This is a genomic window from Streptomyces sp. BBFR2, from assembly GCF_044497305.1.
Taxonomy (GTDB): Bacteria; Actinomycetota; Actinomycetes; order Streptomycetales; family Streptomycetaceae; genus Streptomyces.
In genome coordinates this window covers 7,066,649-7,088,083 of sequence record NZ_CP172415.1, presented here as the reverse complement: position 1 = coordinate 7,088,083, position 21,435 = coordinate 7,066,649, and the positions used below count along the sequence as shown (strand labels likewise).

The 21,435-nt window shown below is 71.6% G+C and carries 17 protein-coding genes and 3 pseudogenes; 16 read left to right on the top strand and 4 right to left on the bottom strand.

Annotated features, from left to right (window positions below; genetic code table 11):
* The first annotated feature begins 20 nt into the window (after positions 1 to 20).
* The 8 genes from ACGH2B_RS29415 (at position 21) to ACGH2B_RS29380 (ending at position 9,338) form a co-directional block, all read left to right on the top strand.
* Entirely contained in the window at positions 21 to 1,247 is a 1,227-nt protein-coding gene (locus ACGH2B_RS29415; RefSeq protein ID WP_399096516.1) for an extracellular solute-binding protein, read from the top strand.
* Positions 1,248 to 1,257: 10 nt separating this feature from the next.
* Positions 1,258 to 2,223 carry a carbohydrate ABC transporter permease gene (locus ACGH2B_RS29410; RefSeq protein ID WP_399096513.1) on the top strand — a complete coding sequence of 322 codons (966 nt, stop codon included), beginning with the start codon at positions 1,258 to 1,260 and terminating at the stop codon, positions 2,221 to 2,223.
* Between the two features lie 5 nt (positions 2,224 to 2,228).
* Positions 2,229 to 3,059, top strand: coding sequence for a carbohydrate ABC transporter permease (locus ACGH2B_RS29405; protein ID WP_399096510.1), 831 nt, complete (start codon positions 2,229 to 2,231; stop codon positions 3,057 to 3,059).
* 106 nt (positions 3,060 to 3,165) lie between these two features.
* Positions 3,166 to 4,608 carry a GH1 family beta-glucosidase gene (locus tag ACGH2B_RS29400; RefSeq protein WP_399096507.1) on the top strand — a complete coding sequence of 481 codons (1,443 nt, stop codon included), beginning with the start codon at positions 3,166 to 3,168 and terminating at the stop codon, positions 4,606 to 4,608.
* A complete protein-coding gene (yicI, locus tag ACGH2B_RS29395; RefSeq protein WP_399096504.1) occupies positions 4,605 to 6,947 on the top strand; it encodes an alpha-xylosidase in 2,343 nt (780 codons plus the stop codon). The genes ACGH2B_RS29400 and yicI overlap by 4 nt, the downstream gene beginning before the upstream one ends.
* A gap of 117 nt (positions 6,948 to 7,064) precedes the next feature.
* Positions 7,065 to 7,775, top strand: a complete 711-nt coding sequence (locus tag ACGH2B_RS29390; RefSeq protein ID WP_399096501.1) for a hypothetical protein — start codon at positions 7,065 to 7,067, stop codon at positions 7,773 to 7,775.
* A gap of 581 nt (positions 7,776 to 8,356) precedes the next feature.
* On the top strand, positions 8,357 to 8,962 hold the full coding sequence (locus ACGH2B_RS29385) for a TetR/AcrR family transcriptional regulator (RefSeq protein WP_399096498.1): 606 nt from the start codon (positions 8,357 to 8,359) through the stop codon (positions 8,960 to 8,962).
* Between the two features lie 10 nt (positions 8,963 to 8,972).
* Positions 8,973 to 9,338 carry a VOC family protein gene (locus tag ACGH2B_RS29380; RefSeq protein ID WP_399096495.1) on the top strand — a complete coding sequence of 122 codons (366 nt, stop codon included), beginning with the start codon at positions 8,973 to 8,975 and terminating at the stop codon, positions 9,336 to 9,338.
* A gap of 69 nt (positions 9,339 to 9,407) precedes the next feature.
* On the opposite strand, the pseudogene ACGH2B_RS29375 reads toward ACGH2B_RS29380, so the two are convergent.
* Positions 9,408 to 9,554 (bottom strand): annotated as a pseudogene (locus tag ACGH2B_RS29375) (IS701 family transposase); the annotation flags it as partial.
* Positions 9,555 to 9,655: 101 nt separating this feature from the next.
* Positions 9,656 to 10,573, bottom strand: coding sequence for a LysR family transcriptional regulator (locus ACGH2B_RS29370; RefSeq protein WP_399096492.1), 918 nt, complete (start codon positions 10,571 to 10,573; stop codon positions 9,656 to 9,658).
* 136 nt (positions 10,574 to 10,709) lie between these two features.
* On the opposite strand from ACGH2B_RS29370, the gene ACGH2B_RS29365 reads away from it, so the two are divergent.
* From ACGH2B_RS29365 to ACGH2B_RS29340, 6 genes and pseudogenes are all read left to right on the top strand, one after another.
* Positions 10,710 to 11,708, top strand: a complete 999-nt coding sequence (locus ACGH2B_RS29365) for a fumarylacetoacetate hydrolase family protein (protein ID WP_399096489.1) — start codon at positions 10,710 to 10,712, stop codon at positions 11,706 to 11,708.
* A gap of 37 nt (positions 11,709 to 11,745) precedes the next feature.
* Positions 11,746 to 11,994 (top strand): annotated as a pseudogene (locus ACGH2B_RS29360) (cyclase family protein); the annotation flags it as partial.
* Between the two features lie 52 nt (positions 11,995 to 12,046).
* A complete protein-coding gene (locus ACGH2B_RS29355; RefSeq protein WP_399096486.1) occupies positions 12,047 to 13,177 on the top strand; it encodes an FAD-dependent oxidoreductase in 1,131 nt (376 codons plus the stop codon).
* Complete coding sequence (locus ACGH2B_RS29350; protein WP_399096483.1) at positions 13,174 to 14,178, top strand: amidohydrolase family protein; 1,005 nt, start codon at positions 13,174 to 13,176, stop codon at positions 14,176 to 14,178. The genes ACGH2B_RS29355 and ACGH2B_RS29350 overlap by 4 nt, the downstream gene beginning before the upstream one ends.
* A gap of 6 nt (positions 14,179 to 14,184) precedes the next feature.
* Positions 14,185 to 15,123 carry a VOC family protein gene (locus tag ACGH2B_RS29345; RefSeq protein WP_399096480.1) on the top strand — a complete coding sequence of 313 codons (939 nt, stop codon included), beginning with the start codon at positions 14,185 to 14,187 and terminating at the stop codon, positions 15,121 to 15,123.
* A 254-nt stretch (positions 15,124 to 15,377) separates the two neighbouring features.
* Positions 15,378 to 15,605: pseudogene (locus ACGH2B_RS29340) on the top strand (hydroxylase); the annotation flags it as partial.
* A 316-nt stretch (positions 15,606 to 15,921) separates the two neighbouring features.
* Here ACGH2B_RS29340 and ACGH2B_RS29335 read toward each other — a convergent pair.
* Positions 15,922 to 16,104 (bottom strand): hypothetical protein, encoded by a 183-nt coding sequence (locus tag ACGH2B_RS29335; RefSeq protein WP_399096477.1) that lies wholly within the window; start codon positions 16,102 to 16,104, stop codon positions 15,922 to 15,924.
* A 718-nt stretch (positions 16,105 to 16,822) separates the two neighbouring features.
* Between ACGH2B_RS29335 and polX the strand changes: the two genes are divergently transcribed.
* Positions 16,823 to 18,556, top strand: coding sequence for a DNA polymerase/3'-5' exonuclease PolX (gene polX, locus ACGH2B_RS29330; RefSeq protein WP_399096474.1), 1,734 nt, complete (start codon positions 16,823 to 16,825; stop codon positions 18,554 to 18,556).
* A 129-nt stretch (positions 18,557 to 18,685) separates the two neighbouring features.
* Entirely contained in the window at positions 18,686 to 20,338 is a 1,653-nt protein-coding gene (locus ACGH2B_RS29325) for a flavin-containing monooxygenase (protein WP_399096471.1), read from the top strand.
* Between the two features lie 427 nt (positions 20,339 to 20,765).
* Here the strand turns inward: ACGH2B_RS29325 and ACGH2B_RS29320 are convergent, their stop codons facing one another.
* A complete protein-coding gene (locus tag ACGH2B_RS29320) occupies positions 20,766 to 21,401 on the bottom strand; it encodes a hypothetical protein (RefSeq protein ID WP_399096468.1) in 636 nt (211 codons plus the stop codon).
* Positions 21,402 to 21,435 lie beyond the last annotated feature (34 nt).

Genomic DNA, 21,435 nt, shown 5'->3' with positions numbered 1-21,435 from the left:
CTCGAACGGAGAACCCGCCCATGCCCTTCCGTCTCGCCCGCCCGGTGATCGCCGCGGCCACGGCGGGGGCGGCGGCCGCGTTCGGTCTCACCGGATGCGCCGCCGCCCCGGATCCCGGCACCCTCACGGTGCTCAACTCCGCCACCGACACGGCCGAACACACCGAGAACCAGCGGTTCTTCGACCGCTGCGCCCGCAAGTACGGGCTGCGTGTGGAGCAGAACAGCGTCCCCGCCGACCAGGTCTCGTCCAAGGCTCTGCGGATGGCGTCCTCGAACTCGCTGCCCGACATCCTGGAACTCGACGGCTCCGAGCTGCCGCAGTTCGCCGAGACCGGCGGCCTGCGCCCGCTCTCCGACCTCGCCGTGCCCACCACCGGCTTCTCCCGCGGCGCCGTCTCCCTCGGCTCGTACGAGGGCACCCGATACGGCATAGCCCGCTCCGCCAACTCCCTCGCCCTCTACTACAACCCGGACCTGCTGCGCCAGGCCGGTGTCGAACCGCCGCGTACCTGGGCTCAGCTACGGGAGGCCGCCCGCGAACTCACCGGTGACGGCCGGTACGGACTGGCCTTCAGCGCCGGCCCGGACGCCGACGGCGTGTACCAGTTCCTGCCGTTCTTCTGGTCGGCCGGCGGCGACGAGGCCCGGCTGGACGGCTCCGGGGGCGCCGCGGCACTGCGGCTGTGGAAGCAGTTGGTGGCCGACAGGTCCGTCTCCAGGGCCGTCGTCAACTGGAACCAGCAGGACGTCAACGACCAGTTCATCGCCGGCCGCGCCGCCATGATGATCAACGGCCCGTGGCAGGTGCCGGTGCTGGAGGCACAGCAGAAGGTCGACTGGGCCGTCGCGAAGATCCCCGTCCCCGAAGCCGGCGGCAAGGCCGTCTCCCCGATCGGGGGCACCGTGATGACCGTACCCCGCAGCGACGACCCGGCCCGGGAGAAGAACGCCGCCCGCATCCTGCGCTGCCTCAACACGCCCGCGAACCAACTGGCTTGGGGCGAGGCCGTCAACAACGTTCCCACCCGCACCTCCGCCGCCCGCGCCTACGCCGACAAGAACCCGGAGCTGGCGCCCTTCGCCGAGCTGGTGAGCACCGCCCGCTCCCGCACCGCACGCGTCGGCACCGGCTGGCCCGCGGTCAGCGACGCGCTCGCGGGCGCCTTCCAGTCCGTCCTCACCGGCCAGGACAGTCCGGAAGCCGCCCTGCGCCGCGCCCAGCGGCAGGCCACGAGCGGGGAGTGAGGAGCCCGATATGAGCACCGCACTCACCCCGGCACCCGCCGCCGCGCCGGTGCCCGCCCCGCGCCCCGGCCCGCCCGCCCGCGGCGGCGGCCGCCGCACCGCGCTGCTGCGCTGGCTGTTCGTCGCCCCCGCCCTGGTCTACATGGCCGCCTTCTTCGGCTACCCGCTGGTGCGGAACGCGCTGATGAGCTTCCAGCGGTACACCCCCACCACCTACTTCACCGGCGAGGCCCCCTTCACCGGCCTCGACAACTGGCGGGCCGTCCTCACCGACCCGCTCTTCACCGACGCGCTCTGGCACACCGCCGTCTTCACCGCGGGATCGCTGCTCGGCCAGTTCACCCTCGGACTGGCGCTCGCCGTGTTCTTCTCCCGCCGCTTCCGCCTCTCCGGCTTCGTCCGGGCGGTCCTGCTGCTGCCCTGGCTGGTGCCGATGGTGGTGGCCGCGGTCGTGTGGCGGCGCATCCTCGACCAGGAGCACGGTGTGCTCAACGGTCTGCTCCAGACGCTCGGGCCGACCGACGGCGGGGTGCCGTGGCTGAGCAGCCCGAGCGTGGCGCTGCTCTCCGCGGTGCTGGTGAACATCTGGATCGGCATCCCGTTCAACATGGTCATCCTCTACGGCGGGCTCCAGGAGATCCCCCGTGAGCTGTACGAGGCCGCCTCGCTGGACGGCGCGGGCCGGTGGCGGACCTTCCGCGACGTCACCCTGCCGATGCTCCGGCCGGTGATCACCGTGGTGCTGGTCCTCGGCTTCATGTCGACGGTGAAGATCCTCGACCTGATCCTCGCGCTCACCTCCGGCGGGCCCGCCGACGCCACCCAGACCCTGGGCACCGTCACGTACCAGATGTCCTTCCTGCGCCTGGACTTCGGCCAGGGTGCCGTCGTCGGCAACGTCCTCATCCTGATCAGCGCGGTCTTCGCCGTGCTCTACCTGCGCGCCAATCGCACCGACTTCGGCCACGGGAAGTGATCCGCATGAGCCGCATGACCCCGACGACCGCCCGCCGCCTGCGCAGTGGCGGGAACACCGCCGCCGCCCTGCTGATCCTGGCGGTGCTGCTCTTCCCCGTGTACTGGATGGTGAACACCGCCCTCCAGCCCGCGGCAGGCATCGCCGTCGACGTCCTCCCGACCGCGCCGGGTCTCGACAGCTTCCGCTCGGCGCTGGAGAGCCAGGGCCGTTCGCTGCTGACCAGCCTCGTCGTCGCCCTCGGCGCGGTCGTGGTCTGCCTCGCCCTCGCCGCCCCGGCCGCGTACGGGCTGGCCCAGCCGGGCTTGAAGGGCGGGCGCGCCGTCGTCTTCGGCACGCTCATCACCCAGATGGTGCCGGGCATCGTCATCGCCAACGCCCTCTACAGCGCGTACGCCGAACTCGGCCTGGTCAACTCCTATCTGGGGCTGATCCTCGCCGACGCCTCGCTGGGTCTGCCGTTCTCGGTGGTACTGCTGCGCGCGTTCATGGTCTCCATCCCCGGCGAGGTGGTGGAGGCGGCGCTGGTCGACGGCGCCGGCCGGTTCACCGCCTTCGTCCGCGTCGTCCTCCCGATGTGCCGCAACGCACTGATCACGGCCGGGCTGTTCACCTTCCTCTTCGCCTGGTCGGACTTCATGTTCGCGCTCACCCTCAACACCACCGACGACGTCAGGCCGGTCACCCTCGGCATCTACCAGTTCGTCGGCGCCCACGTCAGCGACTGGGGCGCGGTCATGGCCACGGCCGTACTGTCGGCCGTGCCCGCGGCGGTCCTGCTGGTCGCCGCGCAGAAGTACATCGCCGCCGGTATCACCGGCGGCTCCGTCAAATAGCCCCGTACCCCTGCCCGTTCGGCAACCGATCCCGTCGGCACCCGGCCCCCTTCGGCAACCGTGCCCCTGGGCGATCAGCCACCGCAGTGAGTGAGGCCCGCACCCGATGCAGCACCCGATCACCGACGCCGCCCGCGCGTACCCCGGCCTGCCCCCCGGATTCCTCCTCGGCGCCGCCACCGCCAGCTACCAGATCGAGGGCGCGCACGACGAGGACGGCAGAGGCCCTTCCATCTGGGACACGTACTGCCGCCGCCCCGGCCTGGTCGCCGACGGCGCCAGCGGCGACACCGCCTGCGACCACTACCACCGCTACCGCGAGGACGTCGCCCTCCTGCGCGACCTGGGCGTGGACAGCTACCGCTTCTCCGTCGCCTGGCCCCGTATCCGGCCCACCGGCAGCGGCCCCGTCGAGCGACGCGGCCTGGACTTCTACGACCGGCTCACCGACGCCCTGCTCACCGCCGGGATCAGCCCCGCCGTCACCCTCTACCACTGGGACCTGCCGCAGGCCCTGGAGGACCGGGGCGGCTGGCGGGTACGGGAGACCGCCGAGCGCTTCGCCGAGTACACCGCCCTCGTGGCCGGCCGGCTCGGCGACCGCGTCGACCGCTGGATCACCCTCAACGAGCCCTTCTGCAGCGCCTTCCTCGGGCACGCCGCCGCGGTGCACGCGCCCGGCACCCGCGAGGGGCGCGGCGCCCTGGCCGCGGCCCACCACCTGCTCGTCGGGCACGGGCTCGCCGCCTCGGCGCTGCGCGCCGCCGGCGCCCGCGAGATCGGCATCACCCTCAACCCCGACCGGCTGCTGCCCGCCACCGACGACCCGGCCGACCACGCGGCCGTACAACGCGCCGAGACACTCCACAACGAGGTGTGGTTCGAGCCGCTGTTCGCCGGACGCTACCCGGCGCACGAGGCCGAGACCTGGGGCCCGATGGCGGACGGCTCCTTCCGCCGAGACGGTGACCTCGACCTCATCGGCGCCCCTCTGGACTTCGTCGGCGTCAACTACTACCGCCCCCTCACCATCGCCGACGCGCCGTACACGGACCCCGACCCGGCCACCCGTACCGCCGTCGACATCCGGGCCGCCGAGCGCCCCCGCGACGACGTGCGGCACACCACCATGGGCTGGCCGGTCGCCCCGCACACCCTCACCGACCTGCTGGTCGACCTCACCCGCCGGTACCCGGCCATGCCCCCGCTGCTGATCACCGAGAACGGTTCGGCGGAGTCCGACACCGTCACCCCCGAGGGCCGCGTCCACGACACCGACCGCATCGACTACCTCCGCGACCACCTCGCCGCCGTGGCCGAAGCCGTCCGCGCCGGCGTCGACGTGCGCGGCTACTACGTGTGGTCACTGCTCGACAACTTCGAATGGGCGCGCGGCTACCGGCAGCGCTTCGGCATCGTCCGCGTCGACTACGCCACCCAGCAGCGCATTCCCAAGGACAGCTACCACTGGTACCGCGGGCTGATCGCCGCCCACCGGGGCGGGAGAGAGGGCACCGGCACCGCGAGCGGAGACGAGGCCACACGATGAAGTTCACCGACGGCTACTGGCTGATGCGCGAGGGCGTCGACGCCTCCTTCGCCGCCGAGATCGCCGACACCCGCGTCGAGGACGACCGATTCACGCTGTACGCCCCGGTCCGCCGGCTCCGGCACCGCGGCGACTCCCTCAACGCCCCGCTGCTCACCGTCGACTGCTTCGCGCCCGCCGAGGGTGTGATCGGCGTCCGCGTCACCCACCACGCGGGCACCGTCGACCGCGGCCCGCACTTCGCCCTGCACCCCGGCGGAGCCCCCGACGCCTCGGCGGGCAGGACCGGACGCGAGGGCAGCGTGCTCGAACTCGCCGCCGGACAGCTCGCGTTGCGGGTCGACACCGCGGCCCCGTACCGGCTGGACTTCACGGCCGAGGGGCGCCCGCTCACCTCCGTCGGCACGCGCGGCACCGGCTTCGCGACCACCCCCGACGGCACCCACCACTCCCTCGCCCAGCTCTCCCTCGGAGTCGGCGAGCAGATCTACGGGCTCGGTGAACGCTTCACCCCCTTCATCCGGAACGGCCAGAGCGTCGACATCTGGCAGGCCGACGGCGGCACGGCCAGCGAACAGGCGTACAAGAACGTCCCGTTCCACCTCAGCAGCCGCGGCTACGGAGTCTTCGTCAACCACCCGGGCCAGGTCTCCTACGAGATCGGCTCCGAGGCCGTCGGCCAACTGCAGTTCAGCGTCGCCGACCAGAGTGTCGAGTACTACGTCGTGCACGGGCCCACCCCGAAAGAGGTCCTGGACCGCTACACCGCGCTGACCGGCCGCCCGGCGCTGCCCCCGCCCTGGTCGTTCGGACTGTGGCTGTCCACGTCCTTCACCACCTCCTACGACGAGGAGACCGTCGGCCGCTTCGTACGCGGCATGGCCGAACACGACATCCCGCTCGGCGTCTTCCACTTCGACTGCTTCTGGATGCGCGCCTACCAGTGGTGCGACTTCACCTGGGACCCGGAAGTCTTCCCCGACCCCGAGGGCATGCTCCGGCGGCTCAAGGAGGAGCACGGGCTGAAGATCTGCGTGTGGATCAACCCGTACATCGCCCAGAAGTCCCCGCTGTTCGCCGAGGCCGCCCGGCTCGGCCACCTGGTGCGCCGCCCGGACGGCAGCGTGTGGCAGTGGGACATGTGGCAGGCGGGCATGGGCCTGGTCGACTTCACGAGCCCCGCCGCCCGCGCGTGGTACGCGGACCGACTGCGCGGGCTGCTCGGTCAGGGGGTGGACTGCTTCAAGACCGACTTCGGCGAGCGTATCCCCACCGACGTCGTCTGGCACGACGGCTCCGCCCCGGAGCGGATGCACAACTACTACACCCACCTGTACAACCGCACCGTCTTCGAGACGCTGACCGAGGAGCGCGGAGCGGGCGAGGCCGTCCTCTTCGCCCGCTCCGCGACCGCCGGCGGCCAGCAGTTCCCCGTGCACTGGGGCGGGGACTGCGAGTCCACCTTCGGTGCCATGGCCGAGTCGCTGCGCGGCGGGCTCTCGCTCGGCCTGTCCGGCTTCGGTTTCTGGAGCCACGACATCGGCGGCTTCGAGGGCACCCCCGCCCCGGAGGTGTTCAAACGCTGGGTCCCGTTCGGCCTGCTGTCCTCGCACAGCCGGTTGCACGGCAGCGGCTCGTACCGCGTCCCGTGGGAGTTCGACGCCGAAGCCGTCGCCGTCACCCGGGACTTCACCCGGCTCAAGCACCGGCTGATGCCGTACCTCTACCGTGCGGCCCAGCAGGCCGCCGAGCACGGCACGCCGATGATGCGGGCCATGCTCCTCGACTTCCCCGACGACCCGGCCTGCCAGGCCCTCGACCGCCAGTACATGCTCGGCGACGATCTACTGGTCGCCCCGGTCTTCACCGCCGACGGCAGCGTCGAGTACTACCTGCCGGCGGGAGAGTGGACCCATCTGCGCACCGGCGAGCGGCTGCACGGCCCCGGCTGGCGGCGCGAGCGGCACGGCTTCGACAGCCTGCCGCTGCTGGCCCGCCCCGGCTCGGCGATCCCCCTCGGGGCCCGCGAGGACACGGCGGTGTACGACTGGGCGGACGGCGTGACCCTGCGGGTGCACGGCCCGGCCGACGGCGCGGACATCATCACCCGTGTCCCGGCCGCCGGCCGGGGAGGCGGGGCGGACACCGTCCTCCGCACCCGCCGCACGGGCCGGCGGCTCACCGTCGAGGCCACGGACGCCACCGGCCCCTGGCACGTACTGCTCCCCGGCACGAGAGCCACCGGCGGTCCGGGGACGACCGCGCGGCACACCCCGGACGGCACCCTGCTCACCGCCGGCCCGGGCGCGACCGGACTGCGCGCGGAGCTGACCATCTGACCATCCGGCCCCCGTACCGCCCGCCGGCCCCGCCCGGGCGCGGCGGCGCGGGGCGGCCGCAGGACAGGTGCGGCGCCCCGCCACAGAAATGCCCCCCACCGAAAGGAACGCACGACCATGGCACAGCGAACACGGCACATCGGCATCCGCATCCCGCTGATCGCGACCGCGGCGGCCGTCGCGATCGGGTTCTCCGCGGCACCGTCCCAGGCCGCCGAGTGGTCCTCGTCGGAGCCGTTCGGCGAGCACAGGACCAGCGACGGCTACACGCTCTACAACAACATCTGGGGAGCGGGCGCCGGTTCGCAGACCATCAGCGCCGACTCCTCCGCCCACTGGGACGTGACGGCCGACCACCCGGCCACCTCCGGCATCAAGTCCTACCCGAACGCGAAGAAGGTGATCGACCGGCCGCTCAGCGAACTCTCCTCGCTGACCAGCAACTACGACGTGACCGTGCCGGACTCCGGCGCGTACAACACCTCGTACGACATCTGGGACAGCGACTACGACCACGAGGTGATGCTCTGGGTCAACCACACCGGAGCGGTCGGCCCGATCGGCAGCGCGCAGGGCACCGTCACCCTCGGCGGCGCCACCTGGACCGTCTACAAGGGAGACAACGGCGGCAACCAGGTCTACTCGTTCCTGCGCGAGGGCGACTCCTCCGCCGGCACCGTCGACATCCTGCCCGTCCTCACCTGGATCAAGGACAAGGGCTGGTGGGGCGACGAGACCATCGGTGACGTCCAGTTCGGCTACGAGATCACCTCCTCGCCCGGCGGCCTGGACTTCGTCACCAACGACTTCTCCGTCTCCAGCCGGTAGCGGCCCGGGGCGCCCCTGCCCTCCCGGCCGCGGCGCCCCTCCGGCGAAGCCACCGCCCTGTCCCCCGCCCCGTCCACGCAGGCGGCACCGCACCCGCCGCACCCGCCGCCGCGCTCACCTGCGGCCGACGGCCCACCGTCGACCTGCGTGACGGATGGCGCTTCGCGCTCCTCAACACCGACGGCACCGACGCCCCCGCGCCCCCGCCCGACGACGGCCGCCGGCGCAAGGCGCAGTTCCCGCACGGCTGGAGCATCGTCCGCGCCGGCCGGACACCCGGCACCCTCAGCGTGACCGCCCGCGCCCCAGGCCCGCGCCCCGACGAGTTGCACCTCGCGGCCGAGCCCGCGAGCGGCTCCGTCACCGCGGCCGATCCCCTTCCCCGGGCCGCGGCTCCGGCGTCCTTCGCCGACCGAGCAGGCGACGGCCTCCGTGCCGCGCAGGGCCCCCGCGCCGACACGGGCGCCCCGGCACCCAAGCGGAGTTGACGCTCCGTGTCAGCGACCCCTTGACCGGAGTGAGCACTCACTCCGATACTTGCCCCTATGGAGACCGCACCCAGTCGACGAAGAGCACCGGCGATGGATCCCGACAGCCGCCGGGAGATGATCGTTCGTGCCGCGCTTCCCCTCGTGATCGAGCACGGCAGCGCGGTGACAACACGCCAGGTCGCCCGGGCCGCAGGCATCGGGGAAGGCACCATCTTCCGCGTCTTCGCGGACAAGGAGGAACTCCTGGACGCGTGCATGACCGAGGCACTCAGTCCGACCCACGCCCTGGACGAACTCGCTCTGGTCTCCATGGATCAGCCGCTCGCCGACCGGCTGACCGAGGCCGCCTCGGCGCTGCACGCCCACCTGGACCGTGTCGGCGCGGTGATCGGGGCGCTTCATGCGACGGGCGGGCGGAGACGAAGTGGCTGGCCCGGCAGCTCAGAGGCCCCGCCCGATCGTGCGGCCGGCACCCTGCCCGCGCGAGAGGCGCTGGCCGAGCTCTTCGAGCCTGAGCGGAAGTCGCTGCGGTTGCCTCCCGAGCAGGCAGCAATGATGTTCCTGGGCCTCCTGTTCGTCGGGGTCGGCAGGCCGCCAACCGGAGGCGAGCCGACAGATCCGGCGCGGCAATTGCGAGTGCGCGACCTCGTCGACGTCTTCCTGCACGGCGTCCTGTCCCAACCCGTCGAGATCTGAGAGACAGAGCATGTCCATCACGCTGAACCACACCATCGTTCCAGCCATCGACAACGAGGCAGCAGCACGCTTCTTCGCCTCCGTCATGGGGCTGGACTACCGAGGCGCAGACCGGCATTTCGCGCCGGTACAGGTCAACGATTCCCTGACGCTGGACTTCATGTCCGTCGAGAATCCGGTCGGCCACCACCTGGCCTTCGACGTGACCCCGTCATCCTTCGACGAGATCCTCGCCCGGCTCATCTCCGCCGGGGTGCCTTATGGCAACGATCCCCGCGAGCCCGACAACGGCCGGATCGACCACCCCTTGTGCCCTCGCGGCCTGTACTTCACCGATGACGCCGGAAACCTCTTCGAGGTCATGTCCCCCAGGTAGCGGCCATCCGGCTTTACGGCGATTCTCGTTGCAGGCCAGCGGGGTCAGATCGTCCGGTGTGGTGCGGTGTGCGGCCCGGCAGCGGTCCGGGCCGCACGTCCAGGAGCGCGGAATGTACAGCTCCCGGACCACCGCCGCGTATCCCCGGGCGCCGGCGTATACGAGGTAGACGGTGACCTGGGAGTTCTCGATCCGCCCGGCGGTGCCGGTGGCCTGGGCGTAGCGATGGACGATGTCGCGGCTCAAGAACCCGTGGGCGATCCGTTCCCGGACGGGGCAGGAGGCCGTCCGCCCTGTTCACCGACGAGGTTCTGGGATCATCCGCCGTGCGGTGGGGACAGCCTCGACCCGACCCGCGCCGCCGTCTCCCGCAGCCAGATGTGGGCGGCGTCGTGCGTGTGCACCGGATGCCACCACAGGGCCTCCTGCAATGGAACCGCCTCGTACGGCGGTTCCACGACCCGTACCGCGGCGACCGGCGCGAGCAGGCGGGCGAGCCGGGCCTGGACCATCGCGATGCGGCGGGTGCCGGCCACAAGGAGCGGCAGCAGTTGGAAGCTGTCGACGGACACCTCCACGCGCGGCTCCACTCCGAGCATCCCGAGCTGGCGCACGGCCGGCGCGTCGTACGTCCGCTGGTAAGTGACCCACGGCAGGTCCGCCAGGTCCTGCAGGGTGAGCTGGTCCGTGACGGACGGGTGGTCGTCGGCGACCACGAAGACCCACCGGTCGTCGTAGAGGTCGGTGGCGGGGAAGCCGCTGATGACGCCGTGCGGCATGAGCAGCCCGTCAGCGGCGCTGAGCAGAGTGGCCGTGCCGTCGACCACGGTGGGCGGGGTCTGTGCGAAACGCAACCGGATCCCGGGGGCCTCCTCGTGGACGACGCGGGCGAGTTCGGCGCCGAACACGGAGACGGCGTAGTCGGAGGCCACCAGCTTGAACTCGCGGCTCTCCACGGCCGGGTCGAACTCGGCCTGGCTGGAGAACAGGCGCTCCAGGACGTCGTAGGCGGTGGACGTGCGGTCGAGCAGCACCTGGCCGAGGGCGGTCAGCTCGTAGTGGCCACCGACACGGGAGAGCAGATCGTCGTCGAAGTGGCGGCGCAGCCGGGACAGCGCGGCGCTCATGGCGGGCTGGCTCAGCCCCACGCGCTGCCCGGCGCGGGTGACGTTGCGCTCCTCCAGCAAGGCGCGCAGCGCGACGACGAGGTTGAGGTCCAGGCGGGCCAGATTCACGGACTTTCCCTTGCTGTACGGCGTCAGGACGGTGCTGACCAGCAGAAATCTGCCTGATGGATGACAACCATCCACATAATCGATTTCCCTGATCTCCGGTAGCGGGGCCAGATTAGTCCCACCAATACAGGAGGACATGTCCGTGAAACTCGCTCCCGCATCCGCACCCTTCGCCGGCCCCTTCGCCCTCGCGACGCTCTCGGCGCCGGACGGCCCGGCGTTCCCGGCGCTGGTCACGCCCGAGGAGCGCGTCGTCGATCTGCGCGTCGCCCTCGGCGACGAGCGGTTGACCGTCCGCCGCCTCCTTGAGGACTGGCCGGGTGTGCTGCCGCGGCTGCGGTCCCTGGCCGGCGGCGGCGCGGAGCTCAGGCCCTTGGCGGAGTTCCAGGTGCGAGCGCCGGTCGAGCCGCGCCAGGTGTTCCAGTCGGGCGCCAACTACCGGCAGCACGTGATCGATCTGCACGTCGCGCACAAGGCTCCGGGGGACGACCGCCCGGAGGACGAGCGGCGCGCGGAGGCGGCGGAGCTCATGGACCGGCGGGCCGAGAGGGACCTGCCGTACGTGTTCATCGGTCTGCCGAGCGCGATCACCGGCCCGTACGACGATGTCGCGCTGCCCGCGTGGGCCGAAAAGCCGGACTGGGAGCTGGAGTTGGCGGCCGTCATCGGCCGTCTGGCGCACCGGGTCTCCGTCGAGGAGGCCCTGGAGTACGTGGCGGGCTACACGATCGCCAACGACCTCACCGACCGGGCCACCGTTTTCCGCCGGGACATGCCGCAGATCGGCACCGACTGGCTGCGCAGCAAGAACGCGCCCGGATTCACCCCGCTCGGGCCGTGGATCATCCCGACCGAGTCGATCGCGAACTCCGACGACCTGCGCATCACACTCAAGCTGAACGGCGAGACCATGCAGGACGAGTCCACCAAGGACATGATCTTCAACGTGGCCCGCATGGTGTCGTACGCCTCGCAGACCGCCCAACTCTTGCCCGGCGACCTGGTGTTGACCGGATCACCGGCGGGCAACGGCATGCGCTGGGGCCGGCTTCTTCGCGACGGCGACGTGATGGACGGTTCCATCTCCGGGCTCGGCGCCCAGCGCACCCGCTGCGTGGCGGAGGTGCCCTCATGAGCGGACAATCTCCGGACCGCCGCAATCCCGCGGGTGCGAGATCGCCGCGATCGCCACCGACACCTGGGGCTTCGAGGTCCGCCCGAACGAGTTCGAGCACGCCTTCCCACCCCTGCACCAGGTCGCGATCCCCAACATGGGCCTGCTGATCGGCGAGATGTGGGACCTGGACGCGCTCGCCGCGGACTGCGCGGACGACGGCGTCCACGACTTCTGGCTCACCGCCGCTCCCCTGCCGATCACCGGCGCCGTCGGCTCGCCCGTCAGCCCGATCGCCGTCAAGTAGCCCCACGCCACCAAATCGGCCTCAACCACCGTACGGAGCAAGGGAGTTCCCTTTGAGCACACCCCGAAAGGTCCTCGTCATCGGTGGCGGCGCGGCCGGCAGCGCGGCGACGATCCTGCTGCGCCGCGCCGGGATCGCGGTCGACCTGATCGAGGCGAAGGACGACTGGAACGCCACGGCCGGATCCGGCATCACCCTCCAGGGCAACGCCCTGCGCGTACTGCGCGAACTCGGAGTGTGGGACCAGGTGGAGAAGTCCGGGTTCGGCTTCGGCGCGGTCGGCATCACCGCCCCCGACGGCACCGTCCTGCACGTCGCCGAGGACCTGCGCACGGGCGGCGACGACCTGCCCGCCACCGTCGGCACGCGGCGCCCCCAACTGCAGAGCGTTCTGATCGACGCGGTCCGCGCCGGCGGCGCCGCCGTCCGCCTGGGCGTCCGTGCCACGGCCCTGGAGCAGGACGACGACGGCGTCACCGTCCTCTTCAGCGACGGCGGCCGGGGCCGGTACGACCTGGTGATCGCCGCCGATGGCCTGGGCTCCACCACCCGCGCGGCCATCGGCATCACGGACAAGCCGGAGCCCACCGGCATGGCCATCTGGCGCGTCGCCGCACCCCGCCCGGCCGGTGTCATCCGCACCGACCTCGCCTACGGCGGCCCTGCCTACATCGCCGGATACTGCCCGACCGGCGACACGACCCTCTACGCGTACGTGGTCGAGGCCCACCGCGACCGCGGCTCCATACCGGTAGAGACCTACGCGGACGAGATGCGGTCCCTGGCACGGCACTACGGCGGCCACTGGCCCGAGATCACCACGCACATCACCGATCCGGCGCAGGTCAACTACACCTGGTGCGACCGGATGCTGGTCGAGGGCTCCTGGCACCGCGGCCGGGTCGTGCTCGTCGGCGACGCCGCGCACTGCTGCCCGCCCACGCTGGCCCAGGGCGCGGCCCTGTCATTGGAGGACGCCTGGGTGCTTACCCAGATGCTGGCCACTACCGACACCTGGGACGACGCGCTCCTCCAGGCGTACCACGAGCGGCGCGTCGCGCGGGTCCGCCCGGTGGTCGAAGCCTCCGTCCAGATCGGCCGGTGGCAGCTCGACGGCGTCCGCGACGCCGACGTACCCGGCCTGATGGGCCGCACCATGACCCTGCTCCGGGAGCTGCCATGACGACCGCACCGCCCACCGTCGACGTCCACGCCCACGTCCTGCTGCCCGAGATCGAGGCACTGGTGGACGGGCTGCCCGGCCATGCCCAGGCGCGCGCCCTGGAGGCCCGCCGCAATGGCCCCGACGCGCTGCGCGTCAACGGCCCGATGATCGGGGAACGCATCCCTCGCCTCACCGATCCGTCCGTCCGTCTCGCCGCGATGGACGCCCAGGGCGTGGACGTCCAACTGGTCAGCCCCTCCCCCTCGCACTACCACTACTGGGCCGGCGAGGAGACGGCCGGGAAGGTGTACCGGCTCGCCAACGAGGCGACAGCGGCGCACTGTTCGGCCGCTCCGGACCGGCTGCGCGGCCTCGGCCTCGTGCCCTTGCAGCACCCCGGCCAGGCGGTGCGCGCGCTCGACCACGCATGCGCGCAGGGCCTGGTCGGCGTCGAGATCTCCAGCCACGCCCCGGGGCGCGAACTGTCCGACCCCGAGTACGAGCCCTTCTGGGACCGGGCCGAGGAGACCGGCGCGCTGCTCTTCCTGCACCCCTTCGGCTGCACGCTCGATGAGCGCCTGGACCGGTGGTACCTGTCCAACACGGTCGGCCAGCCCACCGAGAACGCGGTCGCCCTCTCGCACCTGATCTTCTCCGGGGTCCTGGACCGCCACCCGGGCCTGCGGATCATCGCCGCGCACGGCGGCGGCTACCTGCCCACCCACATCGGCCGCGCCGACCACGCATGGACGGCCCGCGCCGACGCCAGGGCGGGCTGCGCCCATCCGCCGAGCAGCTACCTCAAGCGGATCCACTTCGACTCGCTGGTCCACGATCCCGTCGTCCTGCGGGAGTTGATACGGGTCACCGGTGCGGAGCAGGTGCTGCTCGGCTCCGACTTCCCCTTCGACATGGGCTCCGAGGATCCGGTCGGCGCGCTGCGCGCCGCCTCCCTGTCCGACGCCGACTTCCACGCCATCCGGGGCGGCAACGCGACCGCCCTCCTCCGGAAGGACTGACCCCTGATGAGCGACCGTCTGCTCACCCACCTGCGCCACGTCGACCTGGCCGTGCCCGACTACGACAAGCAGCTCGACTTCTACTCCGGCGTCTGGGGTCTGACCAAGGTTGCCGAGGACTCCGGGATCTCCTTCCTCGCCGCCGAGGGCAGTCCGGAGAACTACGTGATCCGGCTGCGCAAGGCCGACGAGAAGCGCCTCGACCTCGTCTCCTACGGGGCCGCCTCCCCCCAGGACGTCGACACCCTCGCCGAACGGCTCCTCGCCGGCGGCGTCGAGCTGATATCCCGCCCGAGGCGGGTCGAGACCCCGGGCGGCGGGTACGGCTTCCGCTTCTTCGACGTCGACGGCCGCACCATCGAGGTCTCCGCCGACGTCGAGGTCCGCCGCCACCGCAAGATCGAGGAGAAGGAGTCCATTCCGGTCAAGCTCTCCCACGTCGTCCTCAACTCCCCCGACCTGAACAAGACCCGGGAGTGGTACGAGCGCCACCTCGGCTTCGCCCTCTCCGACACGCTGTCCTCACCCCGCATGGGCGAGGTCATGCACTTCATGCGGATCTCCAACCAGCACCACTCGATGGCGATCGCCCAGGGTCCGCACACCGCGCTGCACCACGTCTCCTTCGAGATGCGTGGCATCGACGAGTACATGCGCGGATCGGGACGTGTCATGCGGGCCGGGTTCAAGAAGGTCTGGGGCCCCGGCCGGCACATGGCGGGCGACAACACCTTCACGTACTTCCTCGACCCGCACGGCAACACCGTCGAGTACACGACCGAGCTGGAACTGCTCGACGAGGACACCTGGCACCCGCACGTCTACGACTTCTCGCAGCCCGAAGTCACCGACCAGTGGGGCACCGCCAACCCGATGAACGAGATCGTCGCCAAGGAGTCCTTCAACGACCCCGACCGCGGCGTGTTCGTCGCCCCGCCGGTCTGATCCCGCCCCGGCTCCCGGGGGCGCGGTGACCTGTCCATGCCCTGACTGCCACCACGCCGCGCCCCCGGGCCCGGCCCGCCAGGAGCCGCACGATGCGTTTCGCCACTTACGTACATCAGCACCGCACCCGCGTCGCCGTCGTCGAAGAGGACGGCACTCTCCGCCCGCTGCCCGGCGTCACCTCGCTCAGCGCCCTGATCGCCGAGGCCGGCGGCCTGCCCGGGCTGCTCGCCGCCGGCGCTGCCGCCCTCGGCGTACCGCCCGGGCCGAACCTCTCCGACGGCTCCGGCACCTGCGGCAACGGCGGCTGCCTCGCCGAACTCCGGGGCGTGCGCGGCGAACAATCCCCGCCGCCCCTCAAGCCCGGCGACACCGTCACGCTCACGGTGGAAGGCCTTGGCAGCGTGTCCAACACCGTCGTGCCCGGCGCCGAACCGGTGCCTCTTGTCTTCGGCCGCCGCCGGAGCCGGGAGCGGTCATGAGCGACCTGTACCGCAAGGGGCTCCTGGGCAGGGAGTCTTCACCGCGCCGCGGCGGCGAGTGTGCTCGTCCGGGAGGCGGCCGAGACGGGAAAGGCCGCCGAGAAGCCCCTGCGTCACCGTCGTTGAGGCCGTCCGCCGTGCGCGCTCGCGGCTACCCATCGGTCCGCCGGATGTACTGACAGCCTCGTCGCGCTGCCCGGCCTTCGGCCTCAGCCCTCTCCTGCCACGGCGGATCGTTGTCCGGGCAGCGCGCGGTGGGTGACGTCGGCTGGAAGTGCAGACCCCCGCCGCTGATCCCCTCAAGGCCACGGGCGAACTACTCCTCGCCGTCCGCGTCCGCCGCCCCGTCCTCACCCGTCCCGTCCTCCCGGGCGGGCTCGCCGTCGGTGCCGCTCCCGGTCGCCGCTTGCCGCTCGCGGCGCTTTCGCGCCAGTTCCGCGGCCATCCGGTCGGAGTGCTGCCGCATCTCCGCTTCTGCCTTCTGCTGGAAATCCTTCACCGCTGCCTCCCAGGCCCTCGTGGCAACGCCGACGCGTCCGGAAGAATCGACGGCGCCGCTCCCCCGGCGCCCCGGACACGGCACACCGGTGGACTTGTCACCATTCCTGCCAGCAAGGATTCCCTGCTCGTCCCCCCTCGTCCCGCCGACGCCGTCGAAGCCGTCACCAGTGGTTGCACGCGTTTCCCATGAAACAACCAAGTGCGCCGAGGCGCACCACCCGGGCGGATCAGGCCCCGGGCACTCACCATGCCCCCTCCGTCCGGAGCCGCGCCTCCAGGCGCCGCCCGCCCCATGCCGGACGAGCCGCGTCCCGCCTCCCACCCACGCGTTCACCTCCTCGTTCCGGCAATCGACCGCCTCGCGGACGTACGCGCGGGCGGCGAGGGCTGTCCGGCCGACACGCCCGCAGTCCGGGCGGACGCGGCACGGGCAGGTGAGGCCCCTTCCGCTCGGAGCCTCTCCGCACGAGCGCGGCCCGCGCGCACGTACGGCGGCGCGGGCCACGACCGGTGTGCGCGGCAGTGCGAGCCGGTCCTGCCGGGGGCGCCGCCTCACCGCCGCCGCGCACGAGGGCTCCCGCACCCGAAGCCTCGTCGCACCGGGCCGACCGCCCCCGAAGAGCTGCCCGTCACCTACCTGCCCCCTCGACGCCCTCGCCCCACCGGCCCCCACCGCGCCCCGGGACACCCCCGGCCGCCCCCACTAAAATGGCCGTGTGGCCCGGCGTAACGAAGAGGTCGCCGCCCTGCTCCAGGAGTACGCCGACCTCGTCCTGATCACCGGCGGAGACGCGTTCAAGGCCCGCGCCTACGAAAAGGCCGCACGCGCCATCGGCGGCTACCACGCCGATGTCTCGGCTCTCGACGGCAAGGGCCTCCGCGAGATCCCGAACGTGGGCAGGTCCATCGCCGACAAGGTGCTGGAATACCTGCGCACCGGCCGGATGCCCGCCGTGGAGGACGCCAGAGCGAAGGTGCCCCCCGGCGTGCGCCGGCTGACGGCGATCCCCACCTTGGGCCCGAAGAAGGCGATGACGCTCTACGAGGAGCTGCACATCTCCTCGGTCCCCGAACTCCTCGACGCCATCCACGAGGAAAGGCTGCGCGACCGCAAGGGTTTCGGCCCCAAGACCGAGGAGAACATCCTGCACGGCATCGGACTGCTGCAGGCCGCGGGCGACCGGGTGCCGGTCAACGTCGCCATGGACGTCGCCGAGGAGATCGTCGGCGAGCTGTCCGCCCTGCCCGGCTGCGAGCACTGCGCGTACGCCGGTTCACTGCGGCGGATGCGGGAGACCATCGGGGACGTGGACATCCTCGTCGCCGCCGCGGTCTCCGAGCCGTTCATGGACGCCTTCACCCGGCTGCCGGGCACCGCGGAGGTCATCGCCCGCGGCCCGAAGAAGACCTCCGTCCGCACCACGAAGGGCCTGCGGATCGACCTGCGGGTGGTACCGCCCGACTCCTGGGGCGCCGGGCTCCAGTACTTCACCGGCTCCAAGGCGCACAACATCCGCACCCGTGAGAGGGCCGTGCACCACAAGCTGAAGCTGTCCGAATACGGACTGTTCCACGCCAAGAGCGGCAAGAAGATCGTCTCGGAGACCGAGGAGGAGGTCTACGCACGCCTCGGGCTGCCCTGGATCCCGCCGCCCCTGCGCGAGGACCGCGGTGAGGTCGACGCCGGACTGCGCGGCGAACTGCCGGAGCTGGTCACCGCGGCCGACATCAGGGGCGATCTGCACACCCACACCGACCTCACCGACGGCATCGCCCCGCTGGAGGAGATGGTGGCCGCGGCCGCCCGGCACGGCCTGCGCTACTACGCGGTCACCGACCACGCCCCGAACCTCTTCATGCAGCGGATGACCGACGAGAAGATCCTCGCCCAGCGTGAACGGATACGCGAACTCGACGGCAAGCACCGCAAGATGCGCCTGCTGCACGGCACGGAACTCAACATCGGCCCCGACGGAGAGGTGGACTGGCCGCAGGAGTTCCTGCGCGGTTTCGACCTCTGTGTGGCCTCCGTGCATTCGCACTTCCACCAGGGCCGCGACGCCGCCACCCGACGGCTCCTCACCGCCTGCGAGAACCCGCAGGTCAACATCATCGGCCACCCCACCACCCGGAAGCTCGGCAAACGCCCCGGCCTCGACATCGACCACGACGCGGTGTTCGCCGCCTGCGCCCGCACCGGGACGGCGCTGGAGATCAACGCCCACCCCGACCGCCTGGACCTGTCCGACGAACACGTCCTGCGCGCCAAGCGCCACGGTGTGAAATTCGCCGTCAACACCGACGCCCACGCCCCGCTCCACCTGGACCACCTGCGCTACGGCATCGGCGTCGCCCAACGCGGCTGGCTGACCGCGGACGACATCATCAACACCTGGCCCCTCCCCCGCCTGCGCCGCTTCCTCCGCAAGGAGGGCTCCGGGAACAGGTGACGACGGTGTCCCGGTGATCTGGCACCGCACCACGTGCGAACGCTCTTCCCAGAAGACCGAGGTGTGGATCAAGATGCCCTTGCCCGTCCGCCCGTACCACCCCGCGCGTAACTCCTGTCAGGAGAACGGATGCACACCGCCCCGCGGCACCCCTCCCCGTCCGCCCACGCCACCCCGCAACTCGACGCCGTCGTCGTCGGGGCCGGCTTCGCCGGTCTCTACCAACTGCACCGGCTGCGCGAACTGGGCCTGCGCACACGGGTCTTCGAGGCGTGTGACGACATCGGCGGTACGTGGTACCGGAACCGGTACCCCGGTGCCCGCTGCGACGTCGAGAGCACCGCCTACTCGTTCTCCTTCTCGCCCGAACTGGACCAGGAGTGGGAGTGGAGCGAGCGGTACGCGACGCAGCCGGAGATCCTCCGCTACCTCCATCACGTCGCCGACCGCTTCGACCTGCGCAAGGACGTCACCCTGCGCACCCGCGTGACCCGGGCGGTGTACGACGAGGACGCGCACACCTGGCAGGTCGTCACCGACACCGGGGAGACGGTCACCAGCCGGTTCGTCGTACTGGCCACGGGCTGTACGTCCGCCGTCAAGGAACCGGACATACCCGGTGCCGGCACGTTCGCGGGCCGGGCCCTGCACACCGCGGACTGGCCGCACGAGGGCGTCGACCTCACCAGCAGCCGGGTCGCGGTGATCGGGACCGGATGCTCCGGTGTCCAGGCGATCCCGCTCCTCGCCGAGCAGGCCGCCGCGCTCACCGTCTTCCAGCGCACTCCGGTCTACGCACTGCCCGCCAGGAACCGCCCGCTGTCCGCCGCGGAGCAAGCCGAACTCAAGGCCCGCTACCCGGAGTTCCGCGCCGCTCAGCGGGCGTCGCGCGGAGGCACCGTCTTCGAGCCGCCGACCCGGTCGGCCCTGGAGGCGGACGAAGCGGAGCGCACCGCCGCGTACGAAGCGGGCTGGGACTCCGGCTTGCTCAGCGGCCTGCTGCGCACCTATACCGACATCCTCGCCGACCGGGCCGCCAACCAGACCGTCGCCGAGTTCGTCCGGGCCAAGATCCGGTCGATCGTCACCGACCCGGAGACGGCCGAGACGCTCTCCCCGCGCACCTTCCCGTTCGGCACCAAGCGTCCCTGCCTGGACACCGGCTACTACGCCGCCTACAACAAGCCGCATGTCGGGGTCGTGGACCTCACCAGGACCCCGATCGTGGAGATCACACCGGACGGCATCCGGACCACGGAGCGGGAACACCCCGTCGATGTCCTGGTCTTCGCCACCGGCTTCGACGCCCTCACCGGCTCCCAGGTCGCCGTGGACATCGTCGGCAAGGGCGGCATCACCTTGAAGGAGAAGTGGGCCGAAGGCCCCCGGAACCACCTCGGTCTGCTCTCCGCCGGGTTCCCCAACCTCTTCACCGTCCTCGGCCCGCTCAGCCCTTCGGTGCTCAGCAACGCGGTGTTCTCCATCGAACAGCATGTGGAGTGGATCACCGAGTGCATCGCCCACCTGCGGCGGAACGGCGTCACCGAGATCGACGCCACCCCGCGCGCCGAGGACGACTGGTGCGCCCACGTCGCCGACCTCGCCTCCGGGACCCTCTATCCGGCCGTCGCCTCCTGGTACACGGGGGCGAACGTACCGGGCAAATCACGGGTGTTCCTCGCCTACACCGGCGGCGCCGACCGGTACCGGGCCGAGTGCGACGCCGCCGCCCGGGACGGCTACCGCGGCTTCACCCTGTCCACCGCGGCCGGCGCACACTGAGCGCGCTCCGCGGGGAGGGCCGGATCGTCACAGCGAGGTGTCGAGGCGGTGCCTGCCGTCGCGTTCGGAGCAGCGCCGCACGACCGGCTCCGGGCGGTGGGACGGTACGCGCGGCCGCTACTGCCCGCCTCCGCCGCGGATGACCGCCCACAGGTCCGCGTCCTCGGGCGCCACCTCGACGCCGTCTCTTCCCCGAGCCCGAAAATGGAGCCGGGGCCCGTCACGGACGGGCCCCGGCAGGGCATCGCGGATGAGGCCGGACGCATGGGCTCACGGCTCACGGCTCGGCGTTCTTCCTCGTCAGCCAGGGCGTGGCACTGGCCGGAAGCCGGAGAAGCGCTTCTTGGTGAGAGCTGCCTCCCCAACTCCCCGCGGGCCGAACGGGCCGGTCTCCCAGCCGCGTCCGGCGCGGGATGCCGGTGAGGGGTCAGCCGGTGGTCCAGACGACCGGCTTGTCGCTGTACGCGTCGCCCTCGTCGAATTCGGCGCCCGTGACGTCGCCGTTGTGCGACGCGGCGAGCGAGCAGGTCTCGAACGACACTCCCTTGCCGAACTCGGCGGGCGCGGATTCCTTCCCGCACTTGCCCGGGATGTCACCGATCAGCGAGACGCCCGTGCTCCGGCCACTGCTGAGAAGGCCCCTCAGCTTCACGTAGGCACGCGAGAGGTCGGTGTCGCCCACGTTCTCCACCTTCATCTTGATGAAGTACGGCGTCAGGCCCTTCGCTCGCTCGCCGAACCGAGACATGTCGGCCCCGGTGCCCTTGTCGATCGCCGTGACGGTGACGGCGAGGGTGCCCTTCTTCTTGGCGTACTCGAAGGGCAGGACCGCCTTGTCGCCGACCTTGAGCCGGGCGCCCGGCGCGGTGACATCGCCCGCGGGCCGGCTGTCGCCGCCCTCGCTCCTGCCGCTGTCGGCGCTCGGGCTCTCCTTCTCCGGCCCGGGCGCCGTCGTCGCCGGCGACGCCTTCTCCGTCGCCTTGCTGTCGCCGTCGCACGCCGTGAGTCCGAGGCCGAGTGTGGTGACCAGAGCGGCCGTCAGTGCGATACGTGCCTTGCGCATGTGTCAAACCCTTGCTATGTGATGAGTTGTCCGC